The organism is Pseudomonas sp. UW4, from assembly GCF_000316175.1.
Lineage (GTDB): Bacteria > Pseudomonadota > Gammaproteobacteria > Pseudomonadales > Pseudomonadaceae > Aquipseudomonas > Aquipseudomonas laurylsulfatiphila.
In genome coordinates, this window is the sequence record NC_019670.1 from 422600 (window position 1) to 448002 (window position 25403).

The window sequence follows — 25403 nt, forward strand, 5'->3', positions numbered from 1 at the left end:
GAGCGAGCTTGCTCGCGATGAGGACGTCAAATTCAACATCTCTGTTGACTGACACACCGTCATCGCGAGCAAGCTCGCTCCCACAGGATCTGTATTGTTTCAGATGCCCTGGCTACGCAGCCAGGCCATCAACTGCGGCAACGGAAAAGCCCCGCTCTGCCGGGCGACTTCCCGGCCGTTCCTGAACAGGATCAGGCTCGGGATCGAGCGAATCCCCAACTGCGCCGACAACTGCTGGTTCGCCTCGCTGTCCAGCTTGGCCAATCGGCACTTGCCCTCCAGTTGCCCGGCCGCCTGCTCGAACACCGGTGCAAACGACTTGCACGGCCCGCACCAGTCCGCCCACACGTCCACCAGCAGCGGCAGATCGCCCTTGATCTGGCTGGCGTAATCGCCTTGTTTCAATTCAAACGGCTTGTTCAGCAGGACTTCGGCCTTGCAGCGTCCACATTTCGGGTGGTCGTTGAGACGCTCGGCGGGGATGCGGTTGAGGCCGTTGCAGTGGGGGCAGGGGATGAGGAGTGGGTCGGTCATGACAAGTCGTCCAGTCGAAAGCGAATGATCCTTATCTGGAGACAGGTCTCCAGATTTTCAATTGTGTGCGCCTCACGACGAACAACTGATCTCCAGATGCTTGCCCCATTCCGGAGGTCTCTCGGCGTAGCTTTCCATCCCCGGTTGTTCCTCGAACGGATTGCTCAGCACCGCATGCAGTCGTCGAACTTCTGAATAGTCGCCGCTCTCTGCCGCATCGATGGCCTTTTGCGCCAGGTAATTGCGCAGGATGTACAGGGGGTTGACCGCGTGCATCCGCTGGCGGCGCTGCTCCTGATCAACTGCGCCTTCACGGGCGACCCGGGCGACATAGAGTTCGCCCCAGGCATCAAAGCCCTTGAGGTCGACGAAGTCATCGCGCAAGCGGGTGATGGCCTGTTCCGGTGCTTCATCACCCAAACGGCGGAAAAACAGGCTGTAGTCGACGCCGCTGTTTTGCATCAGTTGCAGCAGGTTCTCCAGCAGTTTCTGGTCGTCATCCTCCGCCGTGGTCAGGCCGAGGCGGCGGCGCATCAGGTCCAGGTAATGGGCCTGGAACAGCGGCAGGTAGAGGCCCAGGGTTTCGCGCAGGGCTTCGACGCTGATGAACGGCGTAAGAGCCTGAGCCAAGGCGCTGAGGTTCCACTGGCCAATCGGCACCTGGTTGCTGAAGGAGTAACGGCCCTGGTCGTCGGAGTGATTGCAGATGAAGTTGGCGTCGAAGTCGTCGAGGAAGGCGAAAGGGCCGAAATCAAAGGTGATGCCCAGGATCGACATGTTGTCGGTGTTCATCACCCCGTGGCAGAAACCATAGGCCTGCCATTTGGCGATCAGTTCGGCATTGCGCTCGACCACTTCGCGGAACATCGCCAGGTACGGTTCCGGTTGTTCCAGGCACTCTGGGAAGTGCATGGCCAGCACGTGATCACCCAGCACTTTCTGCTGCTCGGGGCGTTTGGTGTAGTAGAAGTATTCGAAGTGGCCGAAACGCACATGGCTTGGCGCCAGGCGCAGGACCATGGCCGCGCGCTCCTGCTTTTCGCGCCACACCGGGGTGTCGGAGCCGATCACGCACAGGGCGCGGGTGGTCGGGATGTTCAGGGCATTCAGGGCTTCGGACGCGAGAAACTCGCGGATCGACGAACGCAGTACCGCCCGGCCATCGCCCATGCGTGAAAACGGCGTCTGGCCGGCGCCCTTGAGGTGCAGGTCCCAATGTTCGCCGGCCTCGTTGTACACCTCGCCGAGCAACAGGCCGCGACCGTCGCCCAGTTGCGGGTTGTAGGAACCGAACTGATGCCCGGAATAGACCATCGCCCTCGGAATCGCATCGGCCCAGAGCTTGTGGCCGCTGAACAGTTCGGCGAACTCCGGGGTTTCGGCTTCGGCCGGGTCGAGATCCAGCAGGGCCATGGCGGCGGGGCTGGCCACGACCAGGCGCGGATTGTCGATGGGCTCTGGCAGCACATGGGCGGAAAACGCGTCGCCCAGGCGGTCGAAGCGATTATCGAAGGTGAGTTCGTCGAGGGCTTTCAAGGACCGGCTCCAGCAGAATGTCCGAGCATTCTGCTGGGGAAAGACCGGTTAGTCGAGTTTGGCGGCGGGCGGTTCTTGCGCCGGCCTGCCGTCGACGATCGGCACGATGGTTTTCGCTTCAGGCTCGATTGGCACCATCTTGTATTCCTGGCCGTGCAGGTTCTTGAGGTAAACCTCCATCTGCCGGAACGAGATGTTGATGTGTTGCTTCTTGAACTCGCGGTTGATGAAGCGGTTGACCTCGTCGAGCACCGGGTTGCGGTCGCCGAGGTCGCGCACGTGCATGCGCAACTCGTGGTCGAGGGTGCTTTCGCCGAAATTCAGGAAGTACACATGCGGCTCCGGATCTTTCAGGACGCGCGGGTTTTCCCGGGCAGCCTTGAGCAGCAACTCTTTCACCAGGTCCAGGTCCGAGCCGTAGTCGACCCCGAGCTTGAGGGTCACCCGGGTGATGGTGTCGGTCAGCGACCAGTTGATCAGTTGCCCGGTGATGAACGTCTTGTTCGGGACGATGATGTCCTTGCGGTCGAAGTCGGTGATGGTCGTGGCACGGATGCGGATCTTGCTCACCGTACCCGACAGGTTGCCGATGGTGATGGTGTCACCGATCCGCACCGGACGTTCGAACAGGATCATGATGCCGGAAATGAAGTTGGCGAAGATTTCCTGCATGCCGAAACCGAGGCCGACCGACAGCGCCGCCACCAGCCATTGCAACTTGTCCCAGCTCACGCCCAGGGTCGACAGCGTCGAGACGAAACCGACGCCGGCGATCACGTACGAGAGCAGCGTGGTGGTCGCGTAGGCGCTGCCCTGGGCCAGGTTGAGCTTGGACAGCACGAAGACTTCCAGCAGGCCGGGCAAGTTGCGCGCCAGGGCGAAGGTGATGCCGATGATGATCAGCGCACCGAGCATGTCGCCGATGCTGATCGGCACCATGCTCATGTTGGCGCCGGTACCGCTGGTGTATTCGTAGAGGGTGATGTTGTCCAGGTACGAGAACACGGTGATCAGGTCGGCCCAGACCCAATACAGCGCCGCCATGAAACCGCCGAGCAGTGCCAGGCGGATCAGGCGCAGGGACTGTTCGTTGACCTTCTCGATGTCCATGGTCGGCTCTTCGATCACCGTTTCGCCGTCGCCGGCCTCTTTGGCGGCCAGGCGCTTGGTCAGGGCGCGCTGGTAGGCCAGCCGCCGGGCCGCCACGCTGAGGCCGCGCACGAAGGTGGCTTCGATCACTAGCCAGAACATCAGCAGGTACAGGGTATTGATCAAGCGGTCGCTGAGCTTCAGCGCGGTGTAGTAGTAGCCGAAGCACACCGCCACGAACAGCGCGACAGGCAGGGCGGTGAACAGGATCCCCACCAGTTTGCGGAACAGCGAGGCGTTCTCGTGGGTCGGGCTGCTGATGAGCAAGCGGCTGAGCAGCAAGGTCATCAAGGCGTAGCAGGTGAGCACCACCGGCATGCCGAGCACGTCATCGGCCAGCGCCGCCGGTTGCTGTTCGGCAACGGCCACTACGGTCACCAGCGCCATCACCACGATGCCGAGGCGGCGGATCCATCTGCGCAGGAATTCCACCTGGGGCTTTTCCCAGCGGAAATGCAGTTCTGCCACGCCACCCGGCGCGAGGATCCGGTAGGCGGTGTAGAACACCAGCCAGGCCCCGGCCATTTGCAGCAGCGCCGCGCCCATATTGGCGTTCTGCCCACGGGCGTCGATTTGCAGGGCCAGCCCGCACAAGGCGAGGCCCAGGGAAACCGGCATCGCCAGCAGGATGTTGATCAGAATCGCCTGCGGGGTGTGCCATTGGCTATCGCGTTTGAAGTGACCGATGTCCTGGTGAACCTTGTTCAGTCGAGCGTACAGACTCTTGCGCCGCCACAGCAGCGCACCGATCAGTAGCGCCAATGGCAGGAACAGCAGCGGGCGTTGGGTCAATCCGTCGGTCAGTTCGCTCAGGCTTGACAGGACCGGGAGTGAATCGAGTTGACGCTGGAGGCGATCCGGTACGCTGTGAATCCACTCCAGGTCCAGCGGCTTGTTGCTTGGAATCCAGAACATCTGCTCATCGAGCGTCGCCCGCAGGCTTTGCGCGGTGCTGAGCAGTTGTTTCTGGTTCAGTTGCAGGGTGATGGATTCATTGAGCACTGCGCTCAGTTCGCGATTGAGCCGCTCCAGCAGGTCGGCGCGGGTGGTGGCCAGTTCCATCAGGCTTTTGCGCAACTGCGGCGTGACTTGCTCGGGAGGCTGGGTCGACAGCAGGTTTTCAACGTAGGTAGTCGGATTGCTCAGCAGTTCCCGTTGCTGGCTGACTTCGAACTGATACAGGCGAATATCAGCGATCTGGTCAGCCAGGTTGCGGTCGAGCCGCAGGCGCGGCAACGCCTGTTTCTGTTTGTAGAGAATCTTCGAGAGCAGCAGGCTGCCTTTGAGCACGTTGATTTGCTCGTCCAGCGCCGAATCGCTCTGGGTCAGGCTGTCCAGTTGTTGCTTGGTCTGCAGGTTCTGCTGGGTGACTTCGTTGAGGCGGTCGGTGCTTTTGAGCAGATAGTCCGAGAGCTTCAGGTTGGCCGCGCTTTCGGTGGCCAGCAGGCTGCTGCCGCCGGCTTTCTGCGCTTCGATGGATTGCTGGGTGACCGTTTCCTGGGACAACGCCAGACGCTTCTGGTTGATCAGGGTTTGCAGTTCCTGGATTTCCTTGTCCAGGCGGTCGGATCGCTCCGACAACAGGTCATGCTGGCTGTTGCCGAGGTCTTGCAATTGGGTATTGCCGGCCAGTTCCTGGCGGCGCAGCGGGATCAGGGCGTTCAGTGCCGCCAGTTCGGCATTGAGCTGGTCGCGCTGCTCGGCGCTCAGGGTCTTGCCGGCGTCCTTGCCGTTCTTGAGGATATTGTTGATCTGCTGAATGCGCGTCTGACTGCTGGATATCTCCGCCTGGGCGCGCTCGGGGCGGGTCTGGGCAGTGATGATCAGGCTGTTGGCATCGCCCAGGGCTTTTTGCAGGTCGCTTTGCTGGGTGGAGCGCTCAGTGAGCATTTGCTCCAGCTGCTGGATCGACTCTTTGGCGAAGCGCTGCGCCACCGGCACCACAGTGCTGGCCTTGAGGCGGGTCAGTTCGCGCTGGTTCTCGATCGTCTGCTTGGGGGCAGAACTCAACGTTTGCTTGAGATCGGTCAGCTTCTGCTCGTAGTCACGCTTGTTGTTGAGCTGGTTCAGCGTGCCTTGCAGGACGGATTGCAAAGCCTTCTGATCGGCTTCCGGCAGTTTGCGGTCGGCAATCTTGTCCAGGCTCGCTTGCACGGCTTCGCTGGAGGGCGGTTCGGCCGCTTGTGCCGCTTGTGAAAAACCAAGGGGGCCGACAGAGAGACTCAAGCCCAGAAGGGCAATGGCGAAAAAGGAGCGCAGGTTAGGCATAAAGACCGGTCAAGCAAGTGAGAGTGGAAGCAGTTTAGAGGAAGAGTCCGGGACCCGGGCGACTTCCTTCGGGGAATCTGACGCCCACTTTGCCGATCTTGTTCCCGTCCATGACCGCCACGGTCCAGATGGTGTTGTTCCATTCCACCTGGTCGCCCACCACCGGCGCGCCGCCGACTTTCTGGGCTATGAAGTGGCCCAGGGACATGTCCGGATCGATGCCTTCGACCTTCAGCCCATACAGGGCCGCAACCGCGGCCAGCTGGGCGTCTCCTTCGAGTACGAAGTCGCCGAAGAAGCGCAGATCGAGGCCCCGTTGGGGTGCCTGGCTGAAGAGTTTTCCGAGGGCCGGCAGGTTGTGTTCATGGCCGATAACACACAGCAAATCATCGACTTCCAGCACCGTACTACCCGACGGATGGAGCAATTGTTGACCACGAAACAGGGCTGCGATACGGGTGCCTTCGGGCATTTTCAGCTCACGCAGGGGCGAACCGATGCACCATTTTTCCGCGCCGAGGCGATAAACGAACAGCTCCCACTCGCTGGTGACGTGCACTTCCAGGGCCGAGCGCGAGATGGGGGCAGGATCCGGAGGCACCGTCACCTTGAGCAGCTTGGCGACCCACGGAAGGCTCGTGCCCTGAACCAGCAGCGACACCAGCACGATAAAGAAGGCGAGGTTGAAGTACAGCTGGGCGTTGGGCAGGCCGGCCATCAGCGGGAACACCGCCAGAATGATCGGGACCGCGCCGCGCAGGCCGACCCAGGAAATGAACACTTTCTCACGACCATGGAATGCCTTGAACGGCAGCAGGCCGACCACCACCGACAGTGGTCGGGCAAACAGAATCATCCACAGCGCCAGTGCCAGTGCCGGCAAGGCGATTGGCAGCAGGTCGTGAGGTGTCACCAACAGCCCCAGCACCAGGAACATGCCGATCTGCGCCAGCCAGGCCATGCCGTCGAGCATGTGCAAAATGCCGTGGCGGCTGCGCACCGGACGGTTGCCGATCACCAGACCGCACAGGTACACGGCAAGGAAGCCGCTGCCGTGCAGGGCGTTGGTCAGGGCAAACACCAGCAGGCCACCGGCGATGACCAGGATCGGATAAAGACCGGTGGCCAGGTTGATACGGTTGACCAGTTGCAGCATGAGCCAGCCACCGCCCAGGCCAATGACGCCACCGATGCCGAATTCGCGCAGCAGATGGGTTAGCAGGCTCCAGTGCAGGCCGGTCTGGCCGCTGGCGAGCATGTCGATCAGGGTGACGGTGAGGAACACCGCCATCGGGTCGTTGCTGCCGGATTCGATTTCAAGGCTGGCGGTTACCCGTTCGTTCAGGCCTTTGCCACCCAACAGCGAGAACACCGCCGCGGCGTCGGTGGAGCCGACAATGGCCCCGATCAGCAGGCCCTGGATCAGGTTCAGGTCGAACAGCCAGGCGGCCGCCATGCCGGTCAGCCCGGTGGTAATCAGCACTCCGACCGTGGCCAATGAGAGCGCCGGCCATAACGCTACGCGGAAACTCGAGACCCGGGTACGCAAGCCGCCGTCGAGCAGGATCACCGCCAGTGCGAGGTTGCCGACCAGATAAGCCGTGGGGTAGTTGTCGAAGATAATGCCGCCGCCATCGACGCCGGCCGCCATGCCGACAGCCAGGATGATCACCAGAATCGGGATGCCGAGGCGCGACGAAAGGGAGCTCACCAGAATGCTCGCACCTACCAGCAACGCGCCGATCAAGAACAGGCTGTTGATGGTCGTCGCATTCAAAGGCAGTACTCCAGAAAGCTGAAAGGCGGGCACAAACTGACCATGCAGTCTGCGTGCCAGTGATTCTAACCTGTTGAAATGTGATGCTGTCAAAAAGCTTTTGAAACGCAGAACCCTGTAGGAGCGAGCTTGCTCGCGATGGGCGTCAACGATAACGCGTACTGCCTGACTCAACGCGTCGCCATTGAAATCATCGCGAGCGAGCTCGCTCCTACACAAGTTGGGGGCGGGCGACGAAGTGCAGGAACCAGATTGGCCTGCCGCAGTCTTTAAAACTCGCGAGGAAGGTCGCCCGTCAGCAAAATCAAGGCTTTGCGCCTGTATAACCCTGGCATCCACGGTGACTTTTCTTTATCGTACGCGCCCTTTGAAAAAGCCCGGAATATCAAAATGTTGGAAGCATCCCTAAGCCAATTGGAACAACTGGTCAGCGACCTGGTGCAACAGAACCAGACGTTGCTCGGCACCAACCAGACCCTGACTGCAGAACTGGCGCAGGCCAAGGATGAAAACGAAAGCCTGCAACTGAGCCTGATGGAGCAGGAAGAGAAACAAGGTGCCACGGCGGCTCGCATCCAGGCCCTGGTTGAGCGCGTCAGCGCAGGTCCTGTCAGCGCATGAGTTACAACGCCGCAGGGGTAAAAGTCGTCTCGATCCTGGGGGAGGACTATTCGATCAAGGCGCCGGCCGGGGAAGAACAAACCCTGCTGGACGCCGCGATGATGTTGAAGGCAGCCCTGGCCGAAACCAAGAGGAAGTACCCGACACTGATCGGAGACCGATTGCTGGTGCTGGCGGCGATGAATCTGTGCTCCCAGCAGATTGAAATGCAGAAACAGCACAAGCTCGAACTCAACCGTTACCAAGAGCAAGTCAGCGCCACGGTTGAAGTGATCTCCAAGACGATCAATCAGGCCTGATCGCCTTTGCGCACAACCAAAGAATAGATTGTCGATTGGTTTGTATACAATCGGCACGGCTGTTGCAGTGTTTCAGCCTCTTATTCTTTGGGGGTGCTCCATGCAGTTCTGGCGACGCAGTATTCAATGGCAGTTGATCCTGAGCATGGGCACCGCCCTTCTGGTCAGTATCCTGATCGTGGTTGGCATTTATACCCTCGTGGTCAACCGTCTCGCCCAGAGCTATCTGGTCGAGCAGGCATTACCGTCGAGCATCGAAGCGATGCGCAACGACATCGAGCGCATCCTCGTCCAGCCCCTCACCGCCGCGAAGGACATCGCCAGCAACAGCATGGTGCGCGACTGGTTGGCCAGAGGGGAAGACGGTGCCCAGACCGCTACTTTCGTCAGCTATCTGGAAGGCATCCGCGCTGAGCACAAGGCGTTTACTGCGCTGATTGTCGGGACCGCCTCCAACCACTATTTCACCGAGAAAGGCCTGGACCGAACCCTCAGCCGATCCAACCCCAAGGACGCCTGGTTCTACTCCTTCCTCGACAGCAACCAGCCACGCACGCTCAATATCGACAACGACACGGCCACCGGAGAATTGGCGCTGTTCATCGACCTCAAGGTCGAGCAGGCCGGCAAAGTCGTGGGCGTTGCCGGGCTTGGCCTGAGCATGAAAGAGCTGTCGGAGCTGATTCACAATTTCAGCTTCGGTGAGCGCGGCAAGGTCTATCTCGTGCGTTCCGACGGTTTGATCCAGGTGCATCCCGAGGCGCAGTTCAGCGGCAAACGCACCTTGGCTGAGCAGATTGGTGCTACGGCGGCGCAAGCGGTGATGAGTCAAAAAGCCGCCACCAGCAGCGGCTTCCAGCGCGACGGCGAAGACTTCCTCGCCTTGAGCTTGCCGCTGCGTGATCTCGGCTGGACCCTGGTGGCCGAAGTGCCGCAATCGCAGATCTACGCCGAAGCCCGCCGCGCCATGTGGATGAGCAGCGGCATCGGCCTGGCGGTGGCGCTGGTGTGCCTGTTGCTGGTGGTGTTGCTGGCTCGTGGGCTGGTGCGGCCGATTCGTCAGGTAACAGCGGCGCTGGTTGCCATCGGTAGCGGTGGTGGAGATTTGACCCAGCGGCTGGATTCCAGTCGCGCCGATGAGTTGGGTGATCTGGCGCGCGGTTTCAATCGGTTCCTGGATAGCCAGCGCGACATGATCGGTGAAGTGCTGACAACCAGCGAGCGCCTGCGCACCGCTGTCGGCCAGGTGGCGCGGGTGGTGGACAACACGGCTGAACGCTCTGGTCGTCAGCAGGAAATGACTGACATGGTCGCTACCGCTGTTCACGAAATGGGCCTGACCGTGCAGGACATTGCGCAGAATGCCGGCAACGCGGCGTTCGCGTCACAAACCGCCCGTGATGAAGCGTTGCAGGCGCGGGAAGTGGTGGGTGGTTCTATCCGCCACATTGAAAGCATGTCCCGGGAAATCGGTGTAGCGGCCACGGCGGTGGCCGAGCTGGCTCATCAAGTGGCATCCATCGATCAGGTGCTGGCGGTGATTCGCGGGATTTCCGAGCAGACCAACCTGCTGGCGCTCAACGCCGCTATCGAAGCGGCGCGCGCGGGTGACATGGGGCGTGGGTTCGCCGTGGTGGCCGATGAAGTGCGTACCCTGGCGCGGCGTACGCAATCGTCCACCGATGAAATCCAGCAGATGATCGGCAGCCTCAAGCAAGGTGCGGAGAACGCGGTGTCGTCGATGCACTCAGGGCAAGCTGCGACCGGGACGGGTGTCGAGTCGAGTCAGCGTACCGGCACCTCGTTGACCGCGATTACCGGGCAGGTGGAGCGCATCAGCGACATGAACCATCAGGTGGCGACGGCGACGGAAGAGCAATCGGCAGTCACCGAGGAAATCAATCGCAACGTGCAGGGCATTTCCGATCTGGCGCGGGCGACGGCGGGGGAGGTCAGGGCTTGTCGTGAGGATTGCCAGACGTTGCAGCGGTTGGCGGATGATCTGGCGCGGCAGATGGGTGGGTTCAAGCTGAGTTGATGTTTCGTTTGTGCAGACCTCTTCGCGAGCAGGCTCGCTCCCACAGGGAAATGCATTCCAATGTGGGAGCGAGCCTGCTCGCGAATTTCAGCTACGCCCCAGATGCGGGATCAGAACCACTCATCCTGCATGCCCAGGCAAACATCATCCCGCGCCTCAAGAATCGCCAGCTCATGGTGGCACCCCGGTACTTCCCACGTCAGGAAGTAGCGCGCCGCCTGCAACTTGCCTTTATAGAAGCCCACATCCGCCGCATTGCCTTTTGCCAGCCCTTCCTCGGCACGAATGGCCTGTTCCAGCCAGCGCCAGCCGATCACCGTGTGCCCGAACACCTTCAGGTACAGCGCCGAGTTCGCCAGGCTGCTGTTGACCTTGCCCTGGGCCAGGTCGGTCAGCAGGCCGATGGTCACGGCTTGCAGGCGCGCCACCAGTTTCTCCAGCGGCTCGCGTAGTGGCGTCAGCGACTCGAACGCCTGGGCACGCTCGGCGGTGTCGGCGATCAGGCGGATCAGTTGCTTGAGCCCCGCGCCACCGTTCTGCGCCAGTTTGCGCCCCAGCAGGTCCAGCGATTGAATGCCGTGGGTGCCTTCGTGGATCGGGTTCAGGCGATTGTCGCGATAGTACTGCTCCACCGGGTATTCACGGGTGTAGCCATGGCCGCCGAGGATCTGGATCGCCAGTTCGTTGGCCTTCAGGCAGAACTCCGACGGCCAGGATTTGACGATCGGCGTCAGCAGGTCCAGCAGTTCATGGGCCTGCTTGCGTTCGGCTTCGGTCTCAAGGGTGGTAGTGTCATCGAACAGCCGCGCCGCGTACAGGCCGAGGTCGAACGAGCCTTCAACGTAGGCCTTTTGTGTCAGCAGCATGCGTTTGACATCAGCGTGCTGGATGATTGCCACCGGCGCGGTGTTCGGGTCCTTGCTGTCCGGCACGCGGCCTTGCGGACGCTCGCGGGCGTACTCCAGCGAGTACAGGTAGCCGGCGTAGCCGAGCATTACCGCGCCCATGCCGACGCCAATCCGCGCTTCGTTCATCATCTGGAACATGTAGCTCAAGCCCTGGTGTGGCTTGCCCACCAGATAGCCGACACACTCGCCGTTATCGCCGAAATTCAGCGCGGTGGAGGTGGTGCCACGCCAGCCCATCTTGTGGAACAGCCCCGCGAGCAGCACGTCGTTGCGCTGGCCAAGGCTGCCGTCGTCGTTGACCAGGAACTTGGGCACGATGAACAGCGAGATGCCCTTCACCCCGGCCGGCGCGTCCGGCAGCTTGGCCAGGACCATGTGCACGATGTTTTCCGACAGCGGATGATCGCCACCGGAAATGAAGATCTTGTTGCCCTTGAGGCGATAAGTGCCGTCGGACGCAGGCTCCGCGCGGGTACGAATATCCGACAGCGATGAGCCCGCGTGGGGTTCGGTCAGGGCCATGGTGCCGAAGAAACGCCCGTCGATCATCGGTTGCAGGAAGCGGCGTTTCTGCTCATCGGTGCCGAAGCTTTCGATCAGGTTGGCCGCGCCCATGGTCAGGAACGGATAAGAGGTCGAAGCGGCGTTGGCCGACTGGAAGTGTGCGAAGCAGGCTTGGGACAGTAGCGTAGGAAGTTGCATGCCGCCGGCGTCAAAACTGCGCGCGGCGTTGAGGAAGCCGGCTTCGAGGAAAGCATCCACCGCCGGTTTCACTTCCGGAATCAGAATCGCCTGACCGTTCTCGTAGCGCGGCTCGTTCTCGTCGCCCTTGCGGTTGTGCGGGGCGAAGAACCTCTCGGCGATGCTGCGGGCAGTGCCAATGGCCGCATCGAAGGTTTCTCGATTGTGCTCGGCGAAACGTTCACGCTGGGTCAGGCCCTCGGCATCGAGGACTTCATACAGCTCGAAAGCCAGATTGCGGGAACTGAGCAACGTCTCGGACATGGCGGCCTACCTATTGTTGGGATGGGCCGAGTCTAAGGCTGGGAATAGAGGCTGAACAGGATGATTGATAAGGGTGATGTTGGAGCCGCGCAGAAACTTAGCAAGCGCCACAAACCACTGTGGGATCGAGCTTGCTCGCGATGGCGGCAGATCAGTCAATATTAAAGGTGACTGGCAGACCGCTATCGCGAGCAAGCTCGCTCCCACAGGGATTGTTGCTGAACCGGGCACCTGTTGCAGGTGCCCGGATTGTCGGGTTTAGCCAATCGTCATCAAACTGGCATTACCACCCGCCGCAGCGGTGTTGACGCTCAATGCACGCTCAATCACCAGGCGCTCCAGCGCAATGTTGGTCTCGCCCTGCGACAGGCCCTGAACCCCAACAATCGCACCAGCACGCTTGGCAACCTGCTGGCAAACCGCACGCAACTGGTCGGAATGGCCGTGATGCACAACCGCGTCAAACACCACTTCGTCCTTGTTCCAGTCGGAAACCAGCTTGATGCGCGCCTGAATATCCTTCGGCAGACGTGCGAACAGTGCCTTGCTCAGTTCACCTTCCGGCCACACCGCCGAACCGCCGACAGCCAGTACCGCCGCCAGTTGAGTCAGCAGGTCGCCTTCGACTTCCGCCAGGCACAGCACGTGTTCCCGTGGCAGGATCGCGTAGCTGTTGCGCTCGCCGGTCGGGCCGGCCAGAACGCGGGTGATGCCGCTTTGCGATTGTGCGGCGAACTGCACGCACAGGGTGCTCAGGTCGGCAAATTTGTGGCTGTCGGCCCAGGCTTTCAGGGCGGTCAGCGGCTTGCTCATGGCGTCGCGCAGACGAACGTCCGGTGCTGCGGCGGCATCGCCACGAGCGAAGGATTGTTCGATCGCATCCGCAGGACGGGTCGACAGCAGGCGGTACAGGTACAGCGGGCCACCGGCTTTCGGGCCGGTACCCGACAGGCCTTCGCCGCCGAACGGCTGCACGCCGACCACGGCACCGACGATGTTGCGGTTGACGTAGACGTTACCGGCATTGACGTTGTCGATCACCTTGGCGATGGTCTCGTCGATGCGGGTGTGCACACCCAGGGTCAGGCCGTAACCGGAAGCGTTGATCTGACCGATCAGTTGATCGATGTCCTTGCGTTTGTAGCGAACCACGTGCAGCACCGGGCCGAAGATCTCCCGCTGCAACTCGTCGAAGCTTTCCAGCTCGATCAGGGTCGGCATCACGAAGGTGCCGCGTTTGACTTCTTCAGCATCGGCGATGGCCACCTGGTACACGCTGCGACCTTTGTCGCGCATGGCCTGGATGTGCTTCTCGATGCCGGCCTTGGCTTCGGCGTCGATGACCGGTCCGATGTCCACGGACAGACGCTCAGGGTTGCCAAGACGGCTTTCAGCCATCGCGCCCTTGAGCATTTCGATGACGCGGTCGGCGGAATCTTCCTGCAGGCACAGGACGCGCAGGGCCGAGCAACGCTGGCCGGCGCTGTCGAAGGCCGACGAAACCACGTCGATCACCACCTGTTCGGTCAGTGCCGAAGAGTCGACGATCATTGCGTTCTGGCCACCGGTTTCGGCGATCAGCGGGATCGGGCGACCCTGGCTGTCCAGACGACCGGCGATGTTGCGTTGCAGCAAGCGCGCGACTTCGGTGGAGCCGGTGAACATCACGCCTTTGACGCGATCGTCGCCGACCAGACCGGCACCCACGGTTTCACCGCGACCCGGCAGCAGTTGCAGCACGCCCTCGGGAATGCCGGCTTCGAGCAGCAGGCGCACGGCTTGAGCGGCGACCAGCGGAGTCTGTTCCGCAGGCTTGGCCAATACCGGGTTACCGGCGGCCAGCGCAGCAGCCACTTGACCACTGAAGATTGCCAGCGGGAAGTTCCACGGGCTGATGCACACCACTGGACCCAGCGGGCGGTGAGCGTCGTTGGTGAAATCGTTGCGTGCCTGCACCGCGTAATAACGCAGGAAGTCCACGGCCTCGCGGACCTCAGCGATGGCGTTGGCGAAGGTCTTGCCGGCTTCGCGAGCCAGCAGGCCCATCAGCGGCTGGATCTCGGCTTCCATCAGGTCGGCGGCACGTTCCAGGATCGCGGCGCGTTCGGCGGGCGGGGTGGCCTGCCAGATCGGTGCAGCGTTGAGGGCGCACTGGATCGCGTTGTCGACGTCTTCGACGGTGGCTTCCTGCACATGACCGACCACGTCACGCAGATCGGACGGGTTCAGCACGGGAGCCGGGGCTTCGTTGCTGGATGCGCAGCCGAGTATCGGTGCGGCTTTCCAGTGGTTGTGTGCGGTAGCGAGAAGTGCGCAGGACAGCGACGCCAAACGATGTTCGTTGGCCATGTCGATGCCGCTGGAGTTGGCGCGTTCGGAGCCATACAGGTCGCGCGGCAATGGAATGCGCGGGTGCGGCAGGCCGAAACCACCTTCCACGGTCGCCATCTGCTCGATGCTCGCCACCGGATCGGCCACCAGTTCCTGAATCGAAATCGACTGGTCGGCGATACGGTTGACGAACGAGGTGTTCGCGCCGTTTTCCAGCAGGCGACGCACCAGGTAGGCCAGCAGGGTTTCGTGGGTGCCGACCGGTGCGTACACGCGGCACGGACGGTTCAGCTTGCCTTCGGAGACTTTACCTACAACCTGTTCGTACAGCGGTTCACCCATGCCATGCAGGCACTGGAACTCGTACTGGCCCGGGTAATAGTTCTGACCGGCGATGTGATAAATGGCCGACAGGGTGTGGGCGTTGTGCGTGGCGAACTGCGGGTAGATGACTTCCGGCACCGACAGCAGCTTGCGCGCGCAAGCGATGTAGGACACGTCGGTGTACACCTTGCGGGTATAGACCGGGTAGCCTTCCAGGCCTTCGACCTGGGCGCGCTTGATTTCGCTGTCCCAGTACGCGCCTTTTACCAGGCGAATCATCAGGCGATGACGGCTGCGGCGAGCCAGGTCGATCACGTAGTCGATCACGTACGGGCAACGCTTCTGATAAGCCTGGATCACGAAACCGATGCCGTTCCAGCCGGTCAGTTGCGGCTCGAAGCACAGGCGCTCGAGCAGGTCCAGCGACAGCTCGAGGCGGTCGGCTTCTTCGGCGTCGATGTTCAGGCCGATGTCGTACTGCTTGGCCAGCAGGGTCAGCGACAGCAGGCGCGGGTACAGCTCATCCATCACGCGCTCGTACTGGGCGCGGCTGTAGCGAGGGTGCAGGGCCGACAGCTTGATGGAAATGCCCGGGCCTTCATAAATCCCGCGACCGTGGGACGCTTTGCCGATCGAGTGGATGGCTTGTTCGTACGAGGCCAGGTACTTCTGGGCGTCGTGCTCGGTGAGTGCGGCTTCACCCAGCATGTCGTAGGAATAACGGAAGCCCTTGGCTTCGAACTTGCTGGCGTTGGCCAGGGCTTCGGCGATGGTTTCGCCAGTGACGAACTGCTCGCCCATCAGGCGCATGGCCATGTCGACGCCCTTGCGGATCATCGGCTCGCCGCTCTTGCCGATGATGCGGCTCAGGGACGAAGTCAGGCCGGCTTCGTTGTGAGTGGATACAAGCTTGCCGGTCAGCAGCAGGCCCCAGGTGGCGGCGTTGACGAACAGCGAAGGGCTGTTGCCCAGGTGCGGCTGCCAGTTTCCTGTACTGATCTTGTCGCGGATCAGGGCGTCACGGGTGCCTTTGTCCGGGATGCGCAGCAGCGCCTCGGCCAGGCACATCAGCGCCACGCCTTCCTGGGACGACAGGGAGAATTCCTGCAGCAGGCCCTGAACGATGCCGGCACGGCCGCCAGCGCTCTTCTGATTGCGCAGTTTTTCAGCAATCGAGGCGGCGAGTTTGTTGGTGGCTTCGGCCATTGGTGCCGGCAGGCGAGCCTGCTCGATCAGCATCGGCACGACTTCCGGCTCAGGGCGGCGATAGGCGGCGGTGATCGAGGCGCGCAGAACCGACTGCGGCAGGATGCTTTCGGCGAATTCGAGGAAGCACTGGTGGGCATGATCCAGAGGCGCGTCGACGCTGTCGTCGGAATCCTTGGTCAAACCGCTCAGCTCGGTCAGGGTTGCACCACCCTCGAGTTTTTCCAGGTAATTGAAGATTGCCTGCTTGATCAACCAGTGCGGCGTGCGATCAATCGAGGTCGCGGCGGCCTTGAGGCGTTCGCGGGTCGGGTCGTCAAGTTTGACCCCAAGGGTGGTGGTAGCCATGTTTTTATCCTCATGTTTGCCACGACTGCGTGGCATCAGCTGGCGCCAAGATTAGCTGTGCGATTGTTGAGGTGCAACCGGGTGCAACCCTTTTTTTGTCGGAATATTACGCGGCTCGTCAGGAAATAAATTCTGGTACGCCTGTACCGCGCTTGCTTGGTGCTTTTTCTTCTAGCAAAGCGGCTGGACTGCGCTAAAAGGGAGCAAAAACCGTAGGATTTGTCGCAAATTGAAAAGGGTGCAACTTAATCTCAAGAAACAGGTTGCACCATATTTACTTTGTTGAATAGCATTCGCGCCCAAGGTGCAACCCGGACAGAAACCGGGTGCTCCGGCTGATGGCTTTCCTGGGGAAACATCAGTCATAAATGCGCGGGAATCCGGATCGTCTGTCAAACGTATGCGTTTGCGAGCGGTTCACCAGCCGCCGCTACATAAAAACAAAGCCAGGGCGTAACTTAATGAGCGTAAGCAATCCAACCCTGATCACGTTCGTGATCTACATCGCAGCAATGGTGCTGATCGGCTTGATGGCCTATCGCTCCACCAACAACCTTTCCGACTACATTCTGGGCGGTCGCAGCTTGGGCAGCGTCGTGACTGCACTGTCCGCCGGTGCCTCCGACATGAGCGGCTGGTTGTTGATGGGCTTGCCCGGCGCGATCTACATGTCCGGTCTTTCCGAAAGCTGGATCGCCATCGGCCTGATCGTCGGCGCCTACCTGAACTGGCTGTTCGTCGCCGGCCGTCTGCGCGTGCAAACCGAGCACAACGGTGATGCGCTGACCCTGCCGGACTACTTCGCCAGCCGTTTCGAAGACAAAAGCGGCCTGCTGCGGATCATCTCCGCGGTCGTGATCCTGGTGTTCTTCACCATCTACTGCGCTTCCGGCATCGTGGCCGGTGCCCGTCTGTTCGAAAGCACCTTCGGCATGTCCTACGAGACGGCGCTGTGGGCCGGTGCTGCGGCGACGATTGCCTACACCTTTATCGGCGGATTCCTGGCCGTAAGCTGGACCGATACCGTACAAGCCACCCTGATGATCTTCGCGTTGATCCTGACGCCAATCATCGTGCTGCTGGCAACCGGTGGTGTCGACACCACCTTCCTGGCCATCGAAGCGCAAGATCCAAGCAACTTCGACATGCTCAAGGGCACCACTTTCATCGGCATCATCTCGCTGATGGGCTGGGGTCTGGGCTACTTCGGTCAGCCGCACATCCTCGCGCGTTTCATGGCGGCTGATTCGGTGAAATCGATTGCCAACGCCCGTCGCATCTCCATGACCTGGATGATCCTGTGCCTGGGCGGCACCGTGGCTGTGGGCTTCTTCGGTATCGCCTATTTCTCGGCGCACCCGGACGTGGCTGGCGCAGTCACCGAGAACCACGAACGTGTGTTCATCGAGCTGGCCAAGATCCTGTTCAACCCATGGATCGCGGGTATCCTGCTGTCGGCCATTCTGGCTGCGGTGATGAGCACCCTGAGCTGCCAGTTGCTGGTGTGCTCGAGCGCCCTGACCGAAGACTTCTACAAGACCTTCCTGCGTAAATCCGCTTCGCAGCTGGAACTGGTCTGGGTCGGCCGTGCCATGGTGTTGTTGGTTGCCCTGGTGGCGATCGCCCTGGCGTCCAACCCGGAAAACCGTGTACTGGGTCTGGTCAGCTACGCCTGGGCCGGCTTCGGTGCCGCATTCGGTCCGGTCGTGCTGATTTCCGTGATCTGGAAAGACATGACCCGCAACGGCGCACTGGCCGGTATCCTGGTCGGCGCGATCACCGTGATCGTCTGGAAGCACTTCGAACTGCTGGGCCTGTACGAAATCATCCCGGGCTTCATCTTCGCCAGCCTGGCGATCTACTTCGTCAGCAAGATGGGCACGCCGACTGCCGGCATGTTCCAGCGTTTTGAGGCTGCAGAGCGTGATTATCGTCTGAACAAGTGATGAGTGATGGGGGGAACGCTTCCCGTCCCTGATAAAAGAACGGCTCGCAGCTTTATGGTGCGGGCCGTTTTTTATTGGGGATCAGTCAAGATCGGTATCGGGCTGATTCAGAAAGATCAGCACGCCCAGTATTGCCATGTAGAACCTGAAGGCTGCGTCCTGACCATTCCAAATATCGGATTGCCACATCAGAAACCACTCACCTCCAACAACCATGAAGCCGAAAAACCACACGAAAAACCCGGTCGTCAAACCCGCTACGGCCCACTTCCTGGCCTGTCTGAACTCATGCCCACCGGCTGACCGTGAGCGCCAGAGTTGCAGTGCGCCGTAGCCAAGAAGTCCGCAGGTAATGGCTTCGCCAAGGATGATCAGCCAGTAAGCCCCATGCCACACCCAAGGAAGATCAATTGCGCGATACCGGGCGGCGTTGTCAGGGAAGGTGGTATCCATGCTCAGCACATGCCGGACGAAGTTGAAGTTGGAAGCGTAGTCGGTGATGTTGTTGAACACGGTCATGAAGGCGAATGCGGCGAGCGCCAGGGTCATTGCAATCTTTGCGTAGCGAATGGTCATTTGTGCGTCCTTTGCTCTTTTCGACAAAGAACGCTATCACACCGGTTTGCCGGTTCGGGAGTCTTCCTGTTGTGAGGCGCTTCTGAATTTGTCGAGTGATGGTGTGTGCTTGTTGCCGCTATGAATGCTTGAAGTGTCCGCTCAGTCGCCAACCCCTGACTTGCCGGCCGGTAAAAGGTAAACTTCCCGGCCTTCGCAGGAGCAACCATGAATTATCGTCACGCCTTCCATGCCGGCAATCACGCCGATGTGTTCAAACACCTGACCTTGACCCGCCTCATCGCCCTGATGTCGCGCAAGGAGCAGCCGTTTGCCTATCTCGACACCCATGCCGGCATCGGTCTGTATGACCTTCAGGGTGACCAGGCCAGCCGTACCGGTGAGTACCTGGAAGGCATTGCGCGTTTGTGGGATCAGCCGGATCTGCCGATCCTGACCGCTGATTACATGCAGGTGCTGCACGAAATGAACCCGGATGGCCAGTTGCGCTATTACCCGGGGTCGCCGGAGCTGGCGCGACGTTTGACTCGTCCGCAGGACCGTGTGTTGCTCAACGAGAAGCACCCGGAAGACGGCGTGCTGCTCAAGGACAACATGGCCGGCGATCGTCGGGTCAAGGTGCACCTGGGCGAAGGCTGGCATGTGTCGCGGGCCTTGCTGCCGGTGCCGGAGAAGCGTGCGGTGATGTTGATCGATCCGCCGTTCGAGAAGCTCGACGAGATGCAGCGTTGTGCCGCGTCGCTCAAGGAAGCGATTGGCCGGATGCGCCAGACCGTGGCGGCGATCTGGTACCCGGTGAAGGATCAGCGTGCGCTGCGTCGTTTCTACCAGGACCTGGCCGGTACAGGTGCGCCGAAGTTGTTGCGGGTGGAGTTGCTGGTGCATCCGCTGGATACGCCGAACAGCCTGAATGGCTCCGGGTTGGCGATTGCCAATCCGCCGTGGGGGCTGGAGGAAGAGTTGCGTGAGCTGCTGCCGTGGTTGTCCGAAAAGCTTGGACAGACCCAGGGTGGGTGGCGGATGGATTGGTTGATTGCCGAGAGTTGATCTGTAGGAGCGAACTAGCTCCGGGCGGCGTTCCGACGATGTTCGTGAACGTTAACGCGTAAAACCAGGTGCCCAGCGGCGCCGTTTGGTTTTTCGCGAGCGAGCTCGCTCCTACAGTAATCAGATCGGGCAGGTCACGCCCGTACCGCCGATCCCGCAATAGCCTTCCGGATTCTTGGCCAGGTACTGCTGGTGATACGTCTCTGCAAAATAGACGGTCGGGGCCTGGTCGATTTCGGTGCTGATTTCACCGAGGCCGGCCTTGGACAGCTCAGCCTGGTACGCTTCTTTGCTCTTGAGCGCGGCTTCCAGTTGTTCCGGCGAGGTGGCGTAGATCACCGAGCGGTACTGGGTGCCGATGTCGTTGCCCTGACGCATGCCCTGAGTCGGGTTGTGCAGTTCCCAGAACATCGCCAGCAGCTCCTGGTAGCTGACCTTGGCTTTGTCATACACCACCAGCACCACTTCGGCGTGGCCGGTCAGGCCCGAGCAGACTTCTTCGTAGGTCGGGTTTGGCGTGAAGCCGCCGGCGTAACCCACCACGGTGCTGACCACGCCTTCACGCTGCCAGAAGCGGCGTTCCGCACCCCAGAAACAGCCCAGGCCAAAGATCGCGAAGTCGACATCTTCGAAGAACGGGCCGAGCAAGGGGGTGTCTTTAAACACAAAGTGCTTTTCAGGCAGGGTCATCGCGGTTTCGCGGCCGGGCAGAGCTTGTTCTTTAGTAGGGAGCACGTTTTTGTTCACCAGAATTTCCGAGCGCAGAACCATGATCAGTCCTCTCAGTCAGGTTGGGTTGTAAATAAACAGACTGCCAGTGTGCCCAATGCCGGCCAGATACGCACTACTCTTGTGGGAGCGAGCTTGCTCGCGATGAGGGCATAACTTTCAGCATCAATGTCGACTGATCCACCGCTATCGCGAGCAAGCTCGCTCCCACAGGTTCTGTGTCTGTCAGGCGATTGGGCCACGCGGGTAGCGTTTGAGCTTTTCGATCAGCTCATTGCCCGGGATCGGACGGTCGAACAGGTAGCCCTGGCCGACGTCGCAGCGGTGACGGCGCAGGAACGACAACTGCTCGGCGGTTTCGATGCCTTCAGCCACGACCTTGATTTTCAGGTTGTGGGCCATGGCGATCACCGCGGAGGTGATTTCCATGTCGTCCTGGTTGTCCGGGATTTCGTGAATGAAGCTTCGATCGATCTTGATGATGTCGATGGGGAATTTTTTCAAGTAACTGAGCGACGAGTAACCGGTGCCGAAGTCGTCCATGGCCAGGGTCAGGCCCAGGCGCTTGAGCTGGTCGAGCTGCAAGTGGGTGTCTTCGGTGGCCTCCAGCAGCAGGCCTTCGGTCAGCTCCAGCTCCAGCAAATGAGCCGGCAGGGCTTCTTCCTTGAGGATGGAGGCGATGGAGGCCACCAGGTCCGGATCGGAGAATTGCTTGGGCGACAGGTTGATCGCCACTTGCAGGTTGCCCAGGCCGGCGTCGGTCAGCGCTTTGCTCATGCGGCAGGCCTGGCGGGCGATCCATTTGCCGATCGGAATGATCAGCCCGGTTTCTTCGGCGACGCTGATGAACTGATCCGGGCGGATCATGCCCTTTTCCGGATGATCCCAGCGCAGCAATGCTTCCATGCCCAGCAAGCGACCACTGCGCAGGCACAGCTTGGGCTGGTAGAACACGTCGAGTTCGTTCTGGGTCAGGGCGCGGCGCAGGTTGTTTTCGACGAACAGCTTGTAGCTGGCCTCGGCGTTCAGCGCTTCGGTGAACACTTGCACCTGATGTTTGCCGTTGGCCTTGGCCTTGTGCAGCGCCAGCCCGGCGTTGCGCATCAGGGTTTGCGGGTCGCGCCCGTGCAGCGGCGCGCAGGCCAGGCCCACGGAGCCCGTGACGCTGATCAACTGGTTGTCGACGAACATTGGTTTGTCGAGGGTCGCCAGCAACTGATTGGCCACCTGCTGACCCATCGTGAGGTCGCTGTTGTCCAGCAACACGGCGAATTCGTTACTGGCGAATCGCGCCAGGCTGCCGCTCGGGATCAAGCTGTTGCGCAGGCGTCGGGCCAGGCTGATCAGCAATTTGTCGCCAGTCTGGTGGCCGAGGCTGTCGTTGATCCGCTTGAAGTTGTCGATGTCCACCAGCAACAGGCTGATCGGCGCGTCGTTGTCGCGGGCGAAGCGTTCATCGAGGTTGCGGATGAACGCCGGGCGGTTGCCGAGGTTGGTCAGGTTGTCGGTGTAGGCAAGGCGCTCGATACGCTGCTGAGCGAGCTTGGTCTGGGTGATGTCTTCGTAGATGCCGATGTAGTGGGTCAGCTCGCGGTTGTCACCATAAACCTTGGAGATCGACAACTGGCCCCAGTAGGGTTCGAGGTTTTTCCGGCGGCTCTTGAATTCGCCCTGCCAGCTGTTGCTCTTGGCCAGTGCCGAAGGCGCGTCGAACAGCAGTTCGCTGAGGTTTTCCAGGGCTGGAAGTTCCGACAGGCGCTGACCGTGCACTTCTTCGGTGGAGTACTGGGTGATTGCGGTGAAGCTCGGATTGACGTACTCCACCACGCCGTCGCAGTTGACCAGCAGAAAGGCGTTGGCACTTTGCTCGACCGCACGTTGGAACAGGTGCAGGGCGCTGGTAGCGGTTCGCCGGTTGTGGTTGCTGATGACCTGGGCGAACTGGTCGGCCAGTTCGCCGGCGAAGGCGATTTCATCCGACTGCCAGGCACGGGTGGCACCGGTTTGCTCAAGGCACAGCACGCCGACCACCTGGCCGTCGACACGGATACTGGCGTCGAGCATCGCGTTGACGTCGCGCGGGCGCAGGCTTTCGGCCATTTCCCGGGTGCGCGGGTCGCGCATGGCGTTATGGGCGTCGATGGCGCGACCGGTGTGCAGGGCGTCGAGGTAATCGGGGAACACGCTGACGTCGATCGGCTGCGGCAGCAGGTATTCCTGATTCGTGCGGTGATAGGCCGAGATCGGCACCAGCATCGAACCTTCGAGGCTCCACAGGCTGGCGCAGTCGATTTGGTAAATGTCGCAGGCACTGCGGGTGATCAGCTCGGCGGCTTCGCGCAAGGAGTTGTTGCTGCTGTAGCGCTGACGGGTAAGCAGCAGGATCAGGTCCTGCTGGGCACGCACCCGGTCCAGATGCAGCAGCTGCTCCTGCTGGGCGCGCTGATTGAGCTCCAGGGCGATTTGCAGGCGCGAGTTCCGGGTTTCCAGATCCAGGGCCGGTTGCAGCGGGTCATCCTCGTACAGGCCGTCAATGACCAGCAAGTAGCCGCGCAGCAGGTGCCGATTGTGTTGTTTGTAGGCTTCGCCCAGTTCCAGCAGATTCAGGGAACCGGAGGCCGTGTGCAGGGTGTAGCGGATCAGGTAATGCGTGCTTTGAGTCAGCTGGTGCTGGACCGCATCATGAAGTTGATAGCGCGCTTCCGGCTCCATCAGGCTGGCGTAGGGCGAACCCACCAGTGCGCACAGCTCCACGGCCGGCAGGCCGAACTGGCGCTCGCAATTGGGGTCGAGAAACAGGAGCGCCCAGCTGGGTTCATTAAGCCGTTCGAAACGCAGCATGCCGAGCCGCGAGGGCACAGGCAACTGCGTCACTACCTCGGCCACCATACGGCTGGCGGCATCGGGTTGGCTTTTCATGGAGGGAAACTCGCTTCGAATATGCTGAACGCGCTGGGCTCACGCCCTCTTTACTGTTGCCTGCGGCAAGGTTGCATCATTGCGACACCGACTGACAAGAGAGATGAAGGCTAAGTGCTATAAGAATATGTCGGCAGGCTCGAAGATTTCTGCAGTTTCCCAAAAAAGTACGGCTTTTGATCAGGTCGCAGCCTTGAGGGGGCGTCTCGAAGGCTGCAATTTTTGCCATCAGCGCAAATTGATGTCTGTCGATTGCAGCAACTTGCCATCCCGATCGTGGTAATTCACCTGAATGCGCTCTGCATCGATGATCAGGTGCGCGAAGTTATCCTGGCTGATGACCATGCCGGTCAATTCCTGCCGATATTCGCCTGCAGTGTTCCGTGCCAGCGGCCGGTCGAGGATAAAGCTGGATTGACTGGCATAGGGCAGCAGTTTGGTGTTGCACAATGGCGACGACACGATGGTGTGCATTTCGAAGTCCGGGTCTTCGCTGTGGGTCAGTCGACTGGTCAAGGAGGCGTGGATGTCACCGGAAACGAAAATGACATTCTTCAGTCGGTGTGAACGAATGAACTCCAGCAACCGCAATCGTTGCCCGGGAAAACCGGCCCAGGCGTCATTCCCATCGTGTTTGGCGTCGGGAAAGAACATCACACTGGTAATCACCAGCTTGACCCGGGCCGGGCTGTTGATCAGCCATTGGCACAAGGCATGTTCCTGTTCGAGATCAAGCATGCGTCGATCATCGGCGGACAAGTTGCGCCGGGTGCGACTATCGGTGACGAACCATTCGATATCGCCATCGGCGAACTGATACCAGTAGTGATTCGGGATCCGGCTGATCCGGCCATCGTCAAGTAATTCAAATGCCGGGCTGTGGCTGGCTTGATATAACTCATATGCAGTGATGGCGTTTTTGTATAAGGCCTCGTCGGTCGAACTTTTCTTGTCCGGCCAGTTGTCTTTAATTTCATGATCGTCGAGGATCATGTAAGTCGATACGTTGGCCATTAACCTGGAAATATGCGGCTGGGAGAAAGCCGCATGGTATTTTGCGAGTATTTGCTGATATTCGCGGTCAGGCGCAAAAAAATTCAAGTCATCGGCATAGATCTGGTCGCCAGTCATCAGTACTGCGCTGACCGGTGGGTCGGCTTGCTCTGCCAGTTGTGCCATCGAGGCAAATATCCGGTCACCCTGTTGTGGTGCCGAAGGGATGCCAGCTGTCATCCGCAGGTAACGACATGAGCCGACGAAATAGGCTTGTGGTGTACCGGCGGCGCCAGACCGGGTGCGCAAGCGATAGAGCTCTGGTGGCCATTGCAGCGGCAGTTCCTGCAGCGAATCCGCGGTGTGTTCGGTACTCTGGGTGCTGAACCAGCCGGCCTGGTATTCGTACTCGGTATCGGCTGCCAGGTTATTGAGAACAATGACATCGGACATGTCCTGCAGGTATGTCAGCCTTGCAAAGACACTATTAAGCCATTGTTCATGCCCGGACTGCCGGTAACGAATTCCGGCAAATACGGGTGCACTGTTTTGCGCTTGGCCGCGTACAAGAATACGCGCGTGATTAGTTGTTGTGTGGCCAATAATCGGGCCGACAGTTGGTTTTAGCATGCTTGAGTCCATTCGCTGCCAGTTAATCAGGAAGTTGGTTGTTTCGGATGTAATTGGGTGTTCAGCCAAGACTAATTATTTGGCCTGAATAAATACTCGGCAGAAATGGATTCAAGTTGTGGGCGATATCAGCCACAAATGTAGGAAGGTGTTGAAACAATAACTTCAGGCAAAAAAAGCCCCGCCAAATTGGCGGGGTTGAGGTACGAGCGTGGCGCT

15 protein-coding genes are annotated in these 25403 nt (G+C 60.4%); 5 read left to right on the forward strand and 10 right to left on the reverse strand.

Going from position 1 to position 25403, the window contains the following annotated elements:
• Positions 1-99: 99 nt before the first annotated feature.
• From trxC to PPUTUW4_RS01945, 4 genes are all read right to left on the reverse strand, one after another.
• Complete coding sequence (trxC, locus tag PPUTUW4_RS01930) at positions 100-534, reverse strand: thioredoxin TrxC (protein ID WP_015093168.1); 435 nt, start codon at positions 532-534, stop codon at positions 100-102.
• Between the two features lie 72 nt (positions 535-606).
• Complete coding sequence (locus PPUTUW4_RS01935; RefSeq protein WP_015093169.1) at positions 607-2070, reverse strand: YdiU family protein; 1464 nt, start codon at positions 2068-2070, stop codon at positions 607-609.
• A 48-nt stretch (positions 2071-2118) separates the two neighbouring features.
• Positions 2119-5487, reverse strand: a complete 3369-nt coding sequence (gene mscK / locus PPUTUW4_RS01940; protein ID WP_015093170.1) for a mechanosensitive channel MscK — start codon at positions 5485-5487, stop codon at positions 2119-2121.
• A 34-nt stretch (positions 5488-5521) separates the two neighbouring features.
• On the reverse strand, positions 5522-7264 hold the full coding sequence (locus PPUTUW4_RS01945; RefSeq protein WP_015093171.1) for a potassium/proton antiporter: 1743 nt from the start codon (positions 7262-7264) through the stop codon (positions 5522-5524).
• 390 nt (positions 7265-7654) lie between these two features.
• Between PPUTUW4_RS01945 and PPUTUW4_RS01950 the strand changes: the two genes are divergently transcribed.
• The 3 genes from PPUTUW4_RS01950 (at position 7655) to PPUTUW4_RS01960 (ending at position 10222) form a co-directional block, all read left to right on the forward strand.
• A complete protein-coding gene (locus PPUTUW4_RS01950; protein ID WP_007971835.1) occupies positions 7655-7885 on the forward strand; it encodes a hypothetical protein in 231 nt (76 codons plus the stop codon).
• Positions 7882-8184 carry a cell division protein ZapA gene (locus PPUTUW4_RS01955; RefSeq protein WP_015093172.1) on the forward strand — a complete coding sequence of 101 codons (303 nt, stop codon included), beginning with the start codon at positions 7882-7884 and terminating at the stop codon, positions 8182-8184. The genes PPUTUW4_RS01950 and PPUTUW4_RS01955 overlap by 4 nt, the downstream gene beginning before the upstream one ends.
• A 100-nt stretch (positions 8185-8284) precedes the next feature.
• On the forward strand, positions 8285-10222 hold the full coding sequence (locus PPUTUW4_RS01960; RefSeq protein ID WP_015093173.1) for a methyl-accepting chemotaxis protein: 1938 nt from the start codon (positions 8285-8287) through the stop codon (positions 10220-10222).
• Between the two features lie 110 nt (positions 10223-10332).
• On the opposite strand, the gene PPUTUW4_RS01965 is transcribed toward PPUTUW4_RS01960, so the two are convergent.
• Positions 10333-12135 (reverse strand): acyl-CoA dehydrogenase, encoded by a 1803-nt coding sequence (locus PPUTUW4_RS01965; RefSeq protein ID WP_015093174.1) that lies wholly within the window; start codon positions 12133-12135, stop codon positions 10333-10335.
• Between the two features lie 258 nt (positions 12136-12393).
• Entirely contained in the window at positions 12394-16344 is a 3951-nt protein-coding gene (gene putA / locus PPUTUW4_RS01970; RefSeq protein WP_015093175.1) for a trifunctional transcriptional regulator/proline dehydrogenase/L-glutamate gamma-semialdehyde dehydrogenase, read from the reverse strand.
• Between the two features lie 461 nt (positions 16345-16805).
• Here putA and putP point away from each other — a divergent pair, with 461 nt between their 5' ends.
• Entirely contained in the window at positions 16806-18290 is a 1485-nt protein-coding gene (gene putP, locus PPUTUW4_RS01975) for a sodium/proline symporter PutP (RefSeq protein WP_015093176.1), read from the forward strand.
• An 81-nt stretch (positions 18291-18371) separates the two neighbouring features.
• On the opposite strand, the gene PPUTUW4_RS01980 is transcribed toward putP, so the two are convergent.
• Positions 18372-18866: a DUF2165 domain-containing protein gene (locus PPUTUW4_RS01980; RefSeq protein WP_015093177.1), complete on the reverse strand. Its 495-nt coding sequence runs from the start codon at positions 18864-18866 to the stop codon at positions 18372-18374.
• A gap of 207 nt (positions 18867-19073) precedes the next feature.
• Between PPUTUW4_RS01980 and rlmJ the strand changes: the two genes are divergently transcribed.
• Positions 19074-19913, forward strand: coding sequence for a 23S rRNA (adenine(2030)-N(6))-methyltransferase RlmJ (gene rlmJ / locus PPUTUW4_RS01985; RefSeq protein ID WP_015093178.1), 840 nt, complete (start codon positions 19074-19076; stop codon positions 19911-19913).
• Between the two features lie 120 nt (positions 19914-20033).
• Here the strand turns inward: rlmJ and msrA are convergent, their stop codons facing one another.
• From msrA to PPUTUW4_RS02000, 3 genes are all read right to left on the reverse strand, one after another.
• On the reverse strand, positions 20034-20684 hold the full coding sequence (gene msrA / locus PPUTUW4_RS01990) for a peptide-methionine (S)-S-oxide reductase MsrA (RefSeq protein WP_015093179.1): 651 nt from the start codon (positions 20682-20684) through the stop codon (positions 20034-20036).
• Positions 20685-20867: 183 nt separating this feature from the next.
• Positions 20868-23561, reverse strand: coding sequence for a GGDEF and EAL domain-containing protein (locus PPUTUW4_RS01995; protein ID WP_015093180.1), 2694 nt, complete (start codon positions 23559-23561; stop codon positions 20868-20870).
• 228 nt (positions 23562-23789) lie between these two features.
• Positions 23790-25184 carry an alkaline phosphatase D family protein gene (locus tag PPUTUW4_RS02000; RefSeq protein ID WP_041474767.1) on the reverse strand — a complete coding sequence of 465 codons (1395 nt, stop codon included), beginning with the start codon at positions 25182-25184 and terminating at the stop codon, positions 23790-23792.
• Positions 25185-25403: the final 219 nt, after the last annotated feature.

Coding starts and splice junctions, on each gene's coding strand:
- PPUTUW4_RS01960 (WP_015093173.1), top strand. CDS start 8,285: ATGCAGTTCTGGCGACGCAGTATTCAATGGCAGTTGATCCTGAGCATG.
- trxC (WP_015093168.1), bottom strand. CDS start 534: ATGACCGACCCACTCCTCATCCCCTGCCCCCACTGCAACGGCCTCAAC.
- PPUTUW4_RS01955 (WP_015093172.1), top strand. CDS start 7,882: ATGAGTTACAACGCCGCAGGGGTAAAAGTCGTCTCGATCCTGGGGGAG.
- putA (WP_015093175.1), bottom strand. CDS start 16,344: ATGGCTACCACCACCCTTGGGGTCAAACTTGACGACCCGACCCGCGAA.
- PPUTUW4_RS01965 (WP_015093174.1), bottom strand. CDS start 12,135: ATGTCCGAGACGTTGCTCAGTTCCCGCAATCTGGCTTTCGAGCTGTAT.
- PPUTUW4_RS02000 (WP_041474767.1), bottom strand. CDS start 25,184: ATGCTAAAACCAACTGTCGGCCCGATTATTGGCCACACAACAACTAAT.
- PPUTUW4_RS01950 (WP_007971835.1), top strand. CDS start 7,655: ATGTTGGAAGCATCCCTAAGCCAATTGGAACAACTGGTCAGCGACCTG.
- msrA (WP_015093179.1), bottom strand. CDS start 20,684: ATGGTTCTGCGCTCGGAAATTCTGGTGAACAAAAACGTGCTCCCTACT.
- PPUTUW4_RS01995 (WP_015093180.1), bottom strand. CDS start 23,561: ATGAAAAGCCAACCCGATGCCGCCAGCCGTATGGTGGCCGAGGTAGTG.
- mscK (WP_015093170.1), bottom strand. CDS start 5,487: ATGCCTAACCTGCGCTCCTTTTTCGCCATTGCCCTTCTGGGCTTGAGT.
- putP (WP_015093176.1), top strand. CDS start 16,806: ATGAGCGTAAGCAATCCAACCCTGATCACGTTCGTGATCTACATCGCA.
- PPUTUW4_RS01980 (WP_015093177.1), bottom strand. CDS start 18,866: ATGACCATTCGCTACGCAAAGATTGCAATGACCCTGGCGCTCGCCGCA.
- rlmJ (WP_015093178.1), top strand. CDS start 19,074: ATGAATTATCGTCACGCCTTCCATGCCGGCAATCACGCCGATGTGTTC.